Origin of the sequence: Achromobacter sp. Marseille-Q4962, from assembly GCF_943737005.1 — a bacterium.
Classification (GTDB): Bacteria; Pseudomonadota; Gammaproteobacteria; order Burkholderiales; family Burkholderiaceae_B; genus Achromobacter.
On sequence record NZ_CALSFU010000009.1, the window covers coordinates 62,069 to 75,715 of the forward strand.

12 protein-coding genes are annotated in these 13,647 nt (G+C 68.8%); 10 read left to right on the top strand and 2 right to left on the bottom strand.

What is annotated here, in order from left to right:
- Positions 1 to 2: 2 nt before the first annotated feature.
- Positions 3 to 656, top strand: a complete 654-nt coding sequence (locus tag NGJ44_RS09690) for a CoA transferase subunit B (RefSeq protein WP_251863796.1) — start codon at positions 3 to 5, stop codon at positions 654 to 656.
- A 45-nt stretch (positions 657 to 701) separates the two neighbouring features.
- Here NGJ44_RS09690 and NGJ44_RS09695 read toward each other — a convergent pair whose 3' ends face one another.
- A complete protein-coding gene (locus tag NGJ44_RS09695) occupies positions 702 to 1,163 on the bottom strand; it encodes a GNAT family N-acetyltransferase (RefSeq protein ID WP_053245916.1) in 462 nt (153 codons plus the stop codon).
- A gap of 171 nt (positions 1,164 to 1,334) precedes the next feature.
- On the opposite strand from NGJ44_RS09695, the gene NGJ44_RS09700 reads away from it, so the two are divergent.
- The 9 genes from NGJ44_RS09700 to NGJ44_RS09740 all read left to right on the top strand — a co-directional run bounded on the left by NGJ44_RS09700 (position 1,335) and on the right by NGJ44_RS09740 (position 12,545).
- Entirely contained in the window at positions 1,335 to 2,210 is an 876-nt protein-coding gene (locus tag NGJ44_RS09700; RefSeq protein ID WP_053245915.1) for a MurR/RpiR family transcriptional regulator, read from the top strand.
- Positions 2,207 to 3,187: an isoaspartyl peptidase/L-asparaginase family protein gene (locus NGJ44_RS09705; RefSeq protein WP_251863797.1), complete on the top strand. Its 981-nt coding sequence runs from the start codon at positions 2,207 to 2,209 to the stop codon at positions 3,185 to 3,187. The genes NGJ44_RS09700 and NGJ44_RS09705 overlap by 4 nt, the downstream gene beginning before the upstream one ends.
- A gap of 73 nt (positions 3,188 to 3,260) precedes the next feature.
- Positions 3,261 to 5,144: a dipeptide ABC transporter ATP-binding protein gene (locus NGJ44_RS09710; RefSeq protein WP_053245920.1), complete on the top strand. Its 1,884-nt coding sequence runs from the start codon at positions 3,261 to 3,263 to the stop codon at positions 5,142 to 5,144.
- A 107-nt stretch (positions 5,145 to 5,251) separates the two neighbouring features.
- Positions 5,252 to 6,805 (top strand): glutathione ABC transporter substrate-binding protein GsiB, encoded by a 1,554-nt coding sequence (gene gsiB, locus NGJ44_RS09715; RefSeq protein ID WP_053245921.1) that lies wholly within the window; start codon positions 5,252 to 5,254, stop codon positions 6,803 to 6,805.
- A gap of 77 nt (positions 6,806 to 6,882) precedes the next feature.
- Positions 6,883 to 7,803: a glutathione ABC transporter permease GsiC gene (gene gsiC, locus NGJ44_RS09720; protein ID WP_053245922.1), complete on the top strand. Its 921-nt coding sequence runs from the start codon at positions 6,883 to 6,885 to the stop codon at positions 7,801 to 7,803.
- A gap of 7 nt (positions 7,804 to 7,810) precedes the next feature.
- The gene (gsiD, locus tag NGJ44_RS09725; protein WP_053245923.1) at positions 7,811 to 8,707 is read left to right on the top strand and encodes a glutathione ABC transporter permease GsiD; all 897 of its coding nucleotides are present in this window, start codon (positions 7,811 to 7,813) and stop codon (positions 8,705 to 8,707) included.
- 76 nt (positions 8,708 to 8,783) lie between these two features.
- The gene (locus NGJ44_RS09730; RefSeq protein WP_053245924.1) at positions 8,784 to 9,914 is read left to right on the top strand and encodes a DmpA family aminopeptidase; all 1,131 of its coding nucleotides are present in this window, start codon (positions 8,784 to 8,786) and stop codon (positions 9,912 to 9,914) included.
- A gap of 5 nt (positions 9,915 to 9,919) precedes the next feature.
- A complete protein-coding gene (locus NGJ44_RS09735) occupies positions 9,920 to 10,741 on the top strand; it encodes a M55 family metallopeptidase (RefSeq protein ID WP_053245925.1) in 822 nt (273 codons plus the stop codon).
- 13 nt (positions 10,742 to 10,754) lie between these two features.
- On the top strand, positions 10,755 to 12,545 hold the full coding sequence (locus tag NGJ44_RS09740) for an aminopeptidase P family protein (protein WP_251863798.1): 1,791 nt from the start codon (positions 10,755 to 10,757) through the stop codon (positions 12,543 to 12,545).
- Between the two features lie 10 nt (positions 12,546 to 12,555).
- Here the strand turns inward: NGJ44_RS09740 and NGJ44_RS09745 are convergent, their stop codons facing one another.
- Positions 12,556 to 13,542, bottom strand: coding sequence for a hypothetical protein (locus tag NGJ44_RS09745; RefSeq protein WP_251863799.1), 987 nt, complete (start codon positions 13,540 to 13,542; stop codon positions 12,556 to 12,558).
- Positions 13,543 to 13,647: the final 105 nt, after the last annotated feature.

Below are 13,647 nucleotides of genomic sequence, written 5' to 3' on the forward strand. Positions count from 1 at the left end.
ACATGGCATGGTCCCGCGATGAAATGGCGGCGCGCGCCGCGCGCGAGCTGCAAGACGGTTTTTACGTGAACCTGGGCATCGGCCTGCCCACCCTGGTGGCCAACCACGTGCCCAAGGGCGTCGAGGTGTGGCTGCAGTCCGAAAACGGCCTGCTGGGCATCGGTCCGTTCCCCACCGACGACGAAGTCGACCCCGACCTCATCAACGCCGGCAAGCAGACGGTCACCACGCTGCCCGGCTCTTCCATCTTTTCCTCGGCGGATTCGTTCGCGATGATCCGCGGCGGCAAGATCAACCTGGCCATCCTGGGCGCCATGCAGGTGTCCGAGAAGGGCGACCTGGCCAACTGGATGATCCCGGGCAAGATGGTCAAGGGCATGGGCGGCGCCATGGACCTGGTGGCCGGCGTGGGCAAGGTGGTGGTGCTGATGGAGCACGTCGCCAAGAAGAAGGACGGCACGGAAGACATCAAGCTGCTGCCCGAATGCACGCTGCCGCTGACCGGCGTGGGCGTGGTCGATCTCATCATCACCGACCTGGGCGTGATGGAAGTCACCGACGACGGCCTCAAGCTGCTGGAGCTGGCTCCCGGCGTCGCCGTGGACGAGATCCAGTCCAAGACCAAGGCCAAGCTGGATGTCTCGGCGGTGAAGTAATCGCCCGGCACGACCTCGAAACGGCGCCCCTCGCGGGCGCTGTTTTCATTTGGACGGCGCGTCGAGCAGCATGCCCACGTGCGGGATGCCGTCTTCCATGTATTCGTCCGTGACCGGCACGAAGCCGTGGCCCGCATAGTAGTTCCGCAGGCGGGCCTGGGCGTTCAGGTAGAGCGGCCGGCCCGGCCACAGGCGTGCGGCCTCGGCCTTGGCGCGGCGCATGAGTTCGTGCCCCAGGCCGGCGCCGCGGAATGCGGGCGCGGTGATCACCCGGCCGATGACCGCGCGGCCTCCGTTCAGCGCGGGCTCCAGCAGGCGGCAATAAGCCGCCAGCTCGCCGTTTTCCCAGGCCATGAGGTGCGCCGTTGCGCCTTGCAAGTCTTTGCCGTCCAGATCCAGGTAGACGCATTCCTGTTCCACCACGAAGACTTCGGAGCGCAGCCGCAGCAGCGCGTAGAGCTCGGCCGGGGCGAGTTCGGAATGGGGCTTGCAGATCCAGGCGGGCATGGAAACTCCAGAAAGACGGGAGGCGTAAGCGTAACGCCTGCCGGCCCCGTTTTTTTTCTCCCGACTGTTACATCTGAACGCGGGTATACCCTGAGTATGAAAATCTATTTTCTTATCTAAAATTTGCATGTAAACAGATTTACATATTCGTTCCCACGCTTTTTCCCCTCGATGACCAAGGCTGCACTTACGATCGCTGACCGCATCGCCCGGGCCCAGCCCGCGCTCAGCCGGACGCAGCACAAGATGGCCGAATACGTGCTGGCGCACCAGTTCCGGGTGGCCACCATGACCATCGACGAATTCGCGGCGGCGGTCGGCGTGTCGGTGGCGACGGCCAACCGTTTCGCCCGGGCGCTGGACCTGCCCGGCTATCCGCAATTCCGCGCCGAGCTGGCGCGCGGCTTCGAGGCCGCGCTGGAACCGGTGGAAAAACTGCGCACCGAACTCGCGCACCCCGCCAGCGCGGCGCAGATCTTCGCCGCGACGCTGCAGGAAGACATCGACAACGCACAGCGCAATCTCCAGGCCCTGGACGCCCAGGCCTGTGAGCGCGCCGTGGACGCGGTGCTCGGCGCCGACCGGGTCTTCATCATCGGTTTCGGGGCCAGCGGCTTCCTGGCCGGCCTGCTGCAGCGGGGCTTGTGCATGCACCTGCATTCGGTGGAATCCCTGGCCGGGCCGGGCGGCGTGTCGCACGCCGCGCGCCAGATGTCGCGCATGACGTCCAGGGATCTGGTGATCGCCATCGGCTTTCCGCGCTACCTGGCCGACACCGTCACGCTGGTCAACGCCGCGCGGCAGGCCGGCGTGCCAGTGCTGGTGCTGACCGACAAGCCCACTTCGCCGCTGGCGCCCGCCGCATCGGTGGTGCTCTACGCATATTCGGCGCGCCAGCTCATGCCCAATTCCGAAACCGCCGCCCTGGGCCTGATCGAAGCGCTCTCGGCGGCGGTGGCCTATCGGGCCAAGAATTCCGTCGCGGCCGCGGCCGGGGTGACCCAGTCCGTGATGCCGTGGCTCATCCATGGAGTAGGAAAACGATGATTCAACCCGTGATCGCCATTCACGGCGGCGCCGGCGCGCTGACGCGCTCGGCCATGTCGCCCGAGAAGGAGCGCGAGTACCTGGAGGCGCTCGAGCGCATCGTGGCGGCGGGGCAGGCGGTGCTCGCGCAGGGCGGCAGCGCGCTGGACGCGGTGACCGAGGCCGTGCGCCTGCTGGAAGACTGTCCGCTTTTCAACGCCGGGCACGGCGCCGTGTTCACCAGCGCCGGCACTCACGAGCTGGACGCCGCCATCATGGACGGCGCCACGCTGCGCTCGGGCGCCATCGCCGGCGTGCACCGCGTGCGCAACCCGGTGTTCGCCGCGCGCAAGGTCATGGAAAACAGCAAGCACGTGTTCTTCGTGGGCGAGGGCGCCGAAGCCTTCGCCGCCGGGCAGGGCGTGGAGCTGGTGGATCCGTCTTATTTCTCTACCGAGGCCCGCCGCGAACAGCTGCTGCGCGTGCAGCGCGAGACGCCCGACGCCGCCGTGCTGGACCACGACGGCCAGGCCATGGTGGCGCGCGGCCAGCCCGCGCCGGCCGATCCGCTGGACGCCGACAAGAAATTCGGCACCGTGGGCGCGGTGGCCGTGGACGCGCAGGGCAACCTGGCCGCGGCCACTTCCACGGGCGGCATCACGAACAAGCAGGTGGGCCGCGTGGGCGACGCGCCGCTGATCGGCGCCGGCACCTATGCCAGCAACCGCACCTGCGCGGTGTCCACCACGGGCACGGGCGAGATGTTCATCCGCATGGTGGCCGCCTATGACGTCGCCGCGCAGATGGAATATTGCGGCGCGTCCCTGCAGGCGGCGGCCGACCGCGTGGTGCACGAAAAACTGCCCACCATCGGCGGCAAGGGCGGGCTGGTGGCGGTGGATGCGCAGGGCAACGTGGCGCTGCCGTTCAACACGGAAGGCATGTACCGGGGCTACGCCCGCGTGGGCGAGAAGCCGGTCGTCGCCATCTACCGATGAGCGCCGGCCAGGCTCGTTTGATCGAGCGCCGCGCAGCGCGGCGCAGGTTTTTTCAGTTGGGGATTGAATAAAGATGGTTGATCGCGCTAACAGCCTGGCGTTGCCGGAAAACCGCGTGGTCCAGGTCGAAGACCTGACGGTGCGCTTCGTGGGTTCGGAGCGCACGGTCGAAGCCGTGCGCAACCTGTCTTTCCACGTGGACCGGGGCGAAACCCTGGCCATCGTGGGCGAATCGGGGTCGGGCAAGTCGGTGACTTCGCTGGCGCTGATGCGCCTGGTGGAACACGGCGGCGGGCGCATCGCCCAGGGCCGCATGGCGCTGCGCCGCCGCAACGGCTCGGTGATCGACCTGGTCAACGCCAGCCAGCGGGCCATGCGCAACGTGCGCGGCGCCGACATGGCGATGATTTTCCAGGAGCCCATGACCTCGCTGAACCCCGTGTTCACCGCGGGCGACCAGATCGCGGAGTCCATCCAGCTGCACCAGGGCAAGGATGCGGCGGCCGCGCGCGCCGAGGCGCTGCGCATGCTGGAGCTGGTGCGCATCCCCGAGGCGAAGTCGGTCATGAACCGCCATCCGCACCAGTTGTCGGGCGGCATGCGCCAGCGCGTCATGATCGCCATGGCGCTGGCCTGCAAGCCCCAGCTGCTCATCGCGGACGAGCCCACCACGGCGCTGGACGTGACCATTCAGGCGCAGATCCTGCAGCTCATCCGCGAGCTGCAGGAAGAAATGCACATGGGCGTGGTGTTCATCACGCACGACATGGGCGTGGTGGCCGAGGTGGCCGACCGCGTGCTGGTCATGTACCGCGGCGACAAGGTCGAGGAAGGCCCGTCCGAGCAGGTGTTCGCCGCGCCGCAGCACCGCTACACCAAGGCGCTGCTGTCGGCCGTGCCGCGCCTGGGCTCCATGCAGGGCACCGACCTGCCGGCGCGGTTCCCGCTGCTGCAGGTCGACGGCAAGGCGCCGGCCGCGCAAGCGCCTGCCGAGGCGCCCGCTTCGGCGCCGGCGGGCAAGCGCGAGCCCGTGCTCAGCGTGCGCGACCTGGTCACCCGCTTCGACCTGCGCGGCGGCATCTTCAGCCGCGTGCAACGGCGCGTGCACGCCGTGGAGCGGGTGAGCTTCGATCTTTATCCCGGCGAGACGCTCTCGCTGGTGGGCGAGTCGGGCTGCGGCAAATCCACCACCGGCCGTTCGCTGCTGCGCCTGGTGGACAGCCAGGGCGGCGAGATCCGCTTCGGCGGACGCAATATCGTCAATCTGAAGACCAGCGAGCTGCAGTCCCTGCGCCGCGACATCCAGTTCGTGTTCCAGGATCCGTTCGCCTCGCTCGATCCGCGCGTGACGGTGGGCTTTTCCATCATGGAGCCGCTGCTGGTGCACGGCGTGGCGCGCGGCAAGGACGCCGAGCGCCGCGTGGCCGAGCTGCTGGAGCGGGTGGGCCTGCCGGCCGAGATGGCGCAGCGCTATCCGCACGAGTTTTCCGGCGGCCAGCGCCAGCGCGTCTGCATCGCGCGGGCCCTGGCGCTGAATCCCAAGGTGGTGATCGCCGACGAGTCGGTGTCGGCGCTGGACGTGTCCATCCAGGCCCAGATTGTCAACCTGCTGATCGACCTGCAGCGCGATATGGGCATTTCTTTCCTGTTCATTTCGCACGACATGGCCGTGGTGGAGCGCATCAGCCACCGCGTGGCCGTGATGTACCTGGGCCAGATCGTGGAAATCGGGCCGCGCCGCGCCATTTTCGAGAACCCGCAGCACCCGTACACCAAAAAGCTGATGTCCGCCGTGCCCATCGCCGACCCGGCGCGCCGCCACCTCAAGCGCGCGCTGCTTTCCGACGAGATCCCGAGCCCCATCCGCAGGCTGGGCGACGATCCCGTGGTGCGGCCGCTGGAGCAGGTCGGCCCCGACCATTTTGTTGCGCGCCACCCCGTGGGCGGCGCATATTGAGCAGGCCGCAGTCTCATGCCGCCGTCCAGCAGACTGGGATCCCCGGCCGCGAATGACGGCTTTTTTCTCCACCAAACCCCTTCTCCCCTGTGGAATCTGGAGTTGCAATGATGAAAGTTTTGCGCCCCACCAAGCTGATGGCCGCCGCCGCGCTGGCCTTCGGCGTGCTCGCCTCGCCCTTGGCGCATGCGTCCAAGGACGTGACCTTCGCGGTATCGATCGCGCTCGAGACCCTGGATCCGTACAACACCAACAGCACGCTGAACCAGGCGGCGGGCAAGGCCTACTATGAAGGCCTGTTCGAGTTCGACAAAGACCTCAAGATCCAGAAAGTGCTGGCCACCGACTACTCGGTGAGCGAGGACGGCCTGGTCTACACCTTCAAGCTGCGCCCCGGCGTGAAGTTCCACGACGGCACCGACTTCAACGCCGAAGCGGTCAAGATCAACTTCGACCGTCCCGCCAACCCGGACAACCACCTGTCGCGCTACATCCAGTTCAGCGTGATCGAGAAGACCGAGGTGGTGGACCCGCTCACCGTCAGGATCACGCTCAAGAAGCCGTTCTCGGCCTTCATCAACGCGCTGGCCCACCCGGCCGCCATGATGATCTCGCCGGCGGCCCTGGCCAAGTACGGCAAGGACATCGGCTTTCATCCCGTGGGAACCGGCCCCTTCGAGTTCGTCGAATGGAAGCCGGCCGAGTACCTGAAGGTCAAGAAGTTCGACGGCTACTGGAAGAAGGGTTACCCCAAGGTCGACACGCTGACCTTCCGCACCGTGACCGATAACAACACCCGCGCCGCCGTGGTGCAGACGGGCGAGGCCCAGTTCGCGTTCCCCGTGCCGTTCGAGCAGGCCGCCGTGCTGGCCAAGAACGACAAGCTGGACGTGGTCGACCACAAGAACTCGATCATGGCCCGCTACCTGTCGATGAACGTGCAGCAAAAGCCGTTCGACAACCTCAAAGTGCGTCAGGCCATCAACTACGCCATCAACAAGGAAGCCCTGGCCAAGGTCGCTTTCTCGGGCTATGCCACCGTGGTGGACGGCGTGGTGCCCAAGGGCGTGGACTACGCCTACAAGACCGGCCCCTGGCCCTACGACCTGAAGAAGGCCAAGGCGCTGCTGGCCGAAGCCGGCTACCCCAACGGCTTCGAGAGCACGCTGTGGTCGGCCTACAACGACGGCACCTCGGTGAAGGTGGTGCAGTTCCTGCAGCAGCAGCTCGCCCAGGTCGGCATCAAGGTGTCGGTGGAAGTGCTGGAATCGGGCCAGCGCGTGCAGCGCGTGCAGCAGGTGCAAAAGCCCGAGGACGCCAAGGTCCGCATGTATTACGCCGGCTGGTCGTCCTCGACCGGCGAGGCCGACTGGGGCCTGCGTCCGCTGCTGACCACCGCCGCCTTCCCGCCGGTGCTCAACAACGTCTCGTACTACTCGAACAAGTCGGTTGACGAGGGCGTCCAGGAGGCCCTGGCCACCACCGACCGCGCGAAGAAGACCGAGATCTACAAGAAGGTTCAGGAAACCATCTGGAACGACGCCCCGTGGGCCTTCCTGGTGACCCAGAACAACGTGTACGTGAAGTCGAAGAACCTCTCGGGCGTGTATGTGGAGCCGGACACCTCGTTCTGGTTCGGCGACATCGACCTGAAGCAGTAACCCTTGGGGCCTCCGGGCCCTTGTAAGGCCACATGCGGCGGGGGCGCGGTGCCCCCGCCGATGTCGCAGGAATTTCAATGCTGACCTACATCGTCAAACGTCTATTGGGCATGATCCCCACGCTGCTGCTGGTGGCCGTGGTGGTGTTCCTGTTTGTGCACATGCTGCCGGGCGACCCGGCGCGCCTGGCCGCCGGCCAGGACGCCGACCAGCAGACCGTGGAGCTGGTGCGCAAGGAACTCGGGCTCGATCTGCCCCTGCCGCAGCAGTTCGTGCGCTACTTCAGCCACATGCTGCAGGGCGACCTCGGAACCTCGCTGCGCACCAAGCGCCCCGTCTCCACCGAAATCGCCGACCGCTTCATGCCCACGCTCTGGCTGACGGTGGCCAGCATGCTCTGGTCCGTGACCTTCGGCATGGTCATCGGCATCGTCTCGGCCGTGTGGCGCAACCGCTGGCCGGACCGCCTCGGGATGACGCTGGCGGTGTCGGGCATTTCGTTCCCGGCGTTTGCGCTGGGCATGATGCTGATGCAGGTGTTTTCCGTGAATCTCGGCTGGCTGCCCACGGTGGGCGCGTCGAGCTGGAAGCACTACATACTTCCGTCCATCACGCTGGGCGCCGCCGTGGCCGCCGTGATGGCGCGCTTCACCCGCGCCTCCTTCGTGGAAGTGATCCAGGAGGATTTCGTGCGCACGGCCCGCGCCAAGGGCCTGAGCGAACGCCGCGTGGTGATCAAGCACACGCTGCGCAACGCGTTGATTCCCGTGGTCACGATGATGGGCCTGCAGTTCGGCTTCCTGCTGGGCGGCTCCATCGTGGTCGAGACCGTGTTCAACTGGCCCGGACTGGGCCGGTTGCTGGTCGATGCGGTCACGCAGCGCGACTATCCGGTGATCCAGGGCCTGGTCCTGCTGTTCTCGCTGGAATTCATTCTGATCAACCTGATTGTGGACGTGCTGTACGGCGTCATCAATCCCAGCATCCGTTACAAGTGAGGCGGCCATGAGCAATACCACTACCGCCGCAACCCCGGCCGCCGCGCCCGGCGACGTGCGCACTCCGGCCACCGAGTTCTGGCGCAAGTTCAAGAAACAGAAGCTCGCCGTGGGCGCGGGCATCTTCGTGCTGCTGCTCGTCATCGTGGCGATCTTCGCGCCCTGGATCGTGCCGTTCGATCCGGAGAACTTCTTCGACTACGACGCGCTGAACGCCGGCCCGTCGGTGAAGCACTGGCTGGGCGTCGATTCGCTGGGCCGCGACATCTTCAGCCGCATCATCATGGGCGCGCGCATTTCCATGGCGGCGGGCTTCCTGTCGGTGGCCATGGGCGCCGTGGTGGGCACCTTCATGGGCCTCATGGCCGGCTACTACCAGGGCTGGTGGGAGCGCATCACCATGCGCATCTCCGACGTGCTGCTGGCCTTCCCGGGCATGCTGCTGGCCATCGGCGTGGTCGCCATCCTGGGCTCCAGCATGGTCAACGTGATCGTGGCCGTGGCCGTGTTCAGCGTGCCGGCCTTCGCGCGGCTGGTGCGCGGCAACACGCTGGCCATCAAGCAGATGACCTATGTGGAGGCCGTGCGCAGCGTGGGCGCCTCTGACTGGACCATCATCATGCGCCACATCCTGCCCGGCACGATCTCGCCCATCGTGGTCTACGGCACCATGCGGATCGGCACCTCGATCATCACCGCCGCCAGCCTGTCCTTCCTGGGCATGGGCGCGCAGCCTCCCACGCCGGAATGGGGCGCCATGCTCAACGAGGCGCGCGCCGACATGGTGATCGCGCCGCACGTGGCCGTGTTCCCGGCGCTGGCGATCTTCCTGACCGTGCTGGCGTTCAACCTGCTGGGCGACGGCCTGCGCGACGCGCTGGACCCGAAGATCGACCGCAAGTAGTCCGCGCCGCCGCGACCGCCGCCGTGCCCGGGCCGCCCCGCGCGGCCGCGGGCGCGGCGGCGTTTTGCATCGAGACATGTGGCGGCACGAGGCAATCATGGAAAAACAGATCCTGGACCAACCCCGCATCGGCGTGCTGGCGTCCGGTCCGCTGGATTCGATCTGCGACGTGGGCGGCGTGACCGTCGGGCACTGCACGCTGTCCGAGGGGGCGCTGCAAACGGGCGTGACGGTCGTGCGTCCGCACGCGGGCGATCCCTTCCTGGACAAGGTGCCGGCCGCGGCCACGGTGCTCAACGGCTTCGGCAAGAGCGCCGGCCTGGTCCAGGTGCAGGAACTGGGCGTGCTGGAAACGCCCATCGCGCTCACCAACACCTTCGGCGTGGGCACCGTGGCCAACGCCCAGATCCGCGGCGCCATCGCGGCCAACCCGGAAATCGGGCGCGGCATGCCCACCGTCAATCCGCTGGTGTTCGAGTGCAACGACGGCTACCTGAACGACATCCAGGCGCTGGCGGTGCGGGAGACGCACTACGAGCAGGCCCTGGCCGCCGCCGGCCCGCGCTTCGAGCAGGGCGCGGTGGGAGCGGGGCGCGGCATGTCGTGCTTTTCGTTCAAGGGCGGCATCGGCTCGGCCTCGCGCATGGCGCAGATCCAGCCGGGCCTGCGTCATACGGTGGGCGCGCTGGTGCTGGCCAATTTCGGCCGCCTGCCCAACCTGGTGGTGGCGGGCCGCCCCTTCGGCCGCCGCCTGGCCGACCGCATGGACCGCGGCCTGTTGGGCGCCGGCGAGAACGCCGCCGTCGCGCCCGAGAAAGGGTCCATCATCCTGCTGCTGGCCACCGACGCGCCGCTGGATTCGCGGCAGCTACGCCGCCTGTCGCTGCGCGCGGGCGCGGGGCTGGCGCGCACCGGCTCGGTCTTCGGCCACGGCAGCGGCGACATCGCGCTGGCGTTCTCCACGGCCTACACCGTGCCGCAGCGCGCCGAGCAGCCGATGCCCGCCGTGGCCATGCTGCACGAGTCCCGCATCGATCCGCTTTTCGAGGCCGCCGCCGAGGCGGTCGAGCAATCCATCATCTCGGCGCTCTGGCGCGCCGAGAGCGTTACCGGGCGCGACGGGCACCGCCGCGCCAGCATCCGCGAGGCGGCGCCCGAGTGGCGCCAGTGGCTGGCGGATACCGAATTCGCACCGAACCAAGGCTGAATCCCATGAAGATCCTGATTTCCACCGATATCGAAGGCGTGGCCGGCGTGTTCCACGCCGAGCAGGTCCGTCCCGGCAATGGCGAGTACGAGCGCGCCCGCGCCTGGATGACCGCCGAGGCCAACGCCGCCGTGCAGGGCGCCATCGCGGGCGGGGCCGAGGAAGTGCTGGTCAACGATTCGCACGGAGGCTTTCGCAACCTGCTGCCCGACGGGCTCGACGAGCGCGCGCGCCTCGTGCTGGGCAAGCCGCGCTATCTCGGCATGATGGGCGGGCTGGAAGAGGGCGGCTGCGACGCCGTGTTCATGATCGGCTATCACTCGCGCTCGCAGGGGCGCGGCGTGCTGGCCCACACCATCAACAGCTTCGCCTTTGCGCGCGTGCTCATCAACGGCATGGAGCTGGGCGAGGCCGGCCTGTACGGCGCGCTGGCCGGCGAGATGGGCGTGCCCGTCATACTGGGCACGGGCGACGACGTCTTCATCGCCGAGACGCGCGGGCTGTTCCCCGGCGCGGAGTGGGTGCAGACCAAGACGGCGGGCGGCCAGGGCAGCGGCGTCACGCTGTCGCCGGCGGCGTCGCGTCGCGCCATCGCCGCGGCGGCCGAGACTGCCGTGCGCAATCTGAAGAAGGCCGTTCCGTTCCGCATCGCGCCGCCTATAGAATGCCGGTTGCAGACCCAGAGCACGGCCCTGGCCGATCTGTTCTGCATGTGGCCCGCGCTGGAGCGCGTGGACGGCGTCACCCTGCGGTTCACCACCGACAGCATGCAGTCCGCCATCCGCATGCTCAATAGCCTGGCCGCCATGTCATTCATGTTGCGCTGAGGATTCCCCACCCATGTCCCATACCGACGCCCGTATCGCCCGGCTGCGCGAGGCCATGCGCCGCCGCGGCCTTTCCGCCTGCATCGTCCCGTCTTCGGATCCGCACCTGTCCGAATACCTGCCCGCCCGCTGGCAGGGGCGCCGCTGGCTGTCGGGCTTCACGGGATCGGTGGGTACGCTGGTGGTCACGGCCGACTTTGCGGGTCTGTGGGTGGACAGCCGCTACTGGGTGCAGGCCGAGGCGCAATTGGCTGGCACCTGCGTGCGGCTCATGAAGATTGCCTCGGCGGCCGTGCCGGGCCACGTGGACTGGCTGGCCGGGCACGTCGAGGCCGGCGGGCGCATCGGGGTGGACGGGCAGGTGCTGGGCCTGGCGGCCTTCCGGGCGCTGGCGGCCGCCGCTGCCCGCGCCGGCGCCGAACTGGACATCCTGGCCGACCCGCTGGACGAGATCTGGACCGACCGTCCCGGCCTGCCGGCCGCGCCCATCTACGAACACCTGCCTCCGCACGCCTGCGTGACGCGGGCCGAAAAGCTGGCGCAGGTGCGCGAGGCCATGCGCGGGCACGGCGCCGACGTGCATTTTCTCTGCACGCTGGACGACATCGCGTGGCTCTTCAACCTGCGCGGCTCCGACGTGGAATACAACCCCGTGTTCCTGGCCCACGCCCTGGTCGGGCCGGACCATGCCACGCTCTTCGTGGCCGAGGGCGCGATGGACGAGGGCGTGCGCGCCGCGCTGGCGGCCGACGGCGTCGAGGTGGCGGCCTACGGGCAGGCGGCCGAGGCGCTGGGTTCGCTGGAGCGCGACCAGACCCTGCTGATCGACCCCGCCCGCGTGACCTGCGGGGTGTTCCACGCCATGGACCCGGACGTGCCGCGCGTGGAAGCCATCAACCCCTCCACGCTGCTCAAGTCGCGCAAGACCGAGGCCGAGCTCGCCAACGTGCGCGAGGCCATGGCCCAGGACGGCGCCGCGCTGTGCGAGTTCTTCGCCTGGTTCGAGGGCGCGCTGGGCCGCGAAACCGTTACCGAGCTCACCATCGACGAAAAGCTCACGGCCGCGCGCGCGCGCCGGCCCGGCTATGTGTGTCCCAGCTTCGGCACCATCGCGGGCTTCAACGCCAACGGCGCCATGCCCCACTACCGCGCCACGCCGGACTCGCACGCCGTCATCGAAGGCGATGGCCTGCTGCTCATCGACTCCGGCGGCCAGTACCTGGGCGGCACCACCGACATCACGCGCGTGGTGCCCGTCGGCACGCCCAGCGCCGACCAGAAGGCCGATTTCACGCTGGTGCTCAAGGGTATGATCGCGCTGTCGCGCGCCTCGTTCCCGCGCGGCACGCCCTCGCCCATGCTGGACGCCATCGCCCGCGCGCCCATCTGGGAGGGCGGAGCCGAGTACGGCCACGGCACCGGCCATGGCGTGGGCTACTTCCTGAACGTGCACGAAGGGCCGCAGGTCATTTCCTACCGCGCCGCGCCGGGGCCGCACACGGCGATGGAGCCGGGCATGATCACCTCCAACGAGCCCGGCATCTACCGCCCCGGCCGCTGGGGCGTGCGCATCGAGAACCTGGTGGCCAACCGCAGCTGGCTCGAGTCCGAACTGGGCGAGTTCCTGTGTTTCGAGACGCTCACGCTGTGCCCCATCGATACGCGCTGCATCGAGCCCGCCCTCATGCGCGAAGACGAGCTTGCCTGGCTCAACGACTATCACCGCACCGTCTACGAGCGCGTTTCGCCACTGGTCGAAGGAGCGGCGCTTCGCTGGCTGGAGCGCCGTTGCGCGCCGATCTGAAACCCCGGCGTCAGGCCGCGGCGGCGGGCGCTGCCCCGCCGCGCCGGCCATAGAGCAGGCGCGCGCACAGCGCGCAAGACAGCGATTGCAGCGCCGCGTAGGCGAGCAGCCGTATCCACGGCGCGGCGGGCGAGCGCGAGAAAGCCTGGATGCCGGCGCTGTCCACATTCATGAGGGCCAGCGCCACCAGTCCGATGCCCGCGGCCTGCGCGAGCCAGAACGACAGGCTGCCGTGCGCCACGGCGCGCGGCGCGTCCGCGCCGCCGAGCGCGCGCGGCACGTGGCGCCGGTTCACGGCCAGCGCCAGCGCGGCCAGGGCGGCAGGCAGGGCCCAGTATCCCAGCGCGTAGGCCGCGAGGCTGCTCTGCCGTTCGAGCAGCCCGATGCCCAGGAAGGGCACGAGGCCGAGAACGATCAGCCATTGCCAGACCAGCAGGCTGGCGGCCGCGATGGCGGCGGCATGGTCCGCGGTATAGGCCGGCGCCGCGCCGCCCGCGGTCCGCGAGCGCCACAGCGCGACCCGCAGCGCGGCCCAGGCGCACAGCAGCTCCAGGGCGGCGGCCGCCATCGCCGAGAGCAGGGCGGCGAACAGCGCGGGCGGAATGCGCATGCCGCCGCCGGGCGCGGCGAGCCGGCGCGCCAGCCCGGCCAGCCAGACGCCGGAATAGGCCTGCAGGATCTCCGCCGCCAGCAGGCCCGCCCAGAGCAGCCCCACGTAACCGGCCAGCGTCCGTCCGGGCCGCGCCAGCCGGCCGGCGCCGCGCCGCGCGAGCCAGCGCCGCGTTACGCACCAGGCCGCCAGTCCCGCCAGCAGGATGGCCGCCAGCCCGCGCGCCACCATGGGGCCGAGCGCGGCCGGCTGCGCGTACAACGCGCGCAGCTGGTGCGCCTGCGGCGAGACAAAAAGAATCAGCCCGTAGCCGGCGAGGCCGAAAACCAGGCGCGCGAGCGCGCTGGCGATGGCGAAACGGCGGGGAAGGTCGGGAGCGTCGGGCACGGCCATGCCTTGAAAAGAGGGACGGGAACAGGCGCGACCATAGCATGCCGCCGGGCCGCCTCGCCGCTCCGCTTTCGGGAGGCGGCGAGGCGGGCGGCTTCGCTT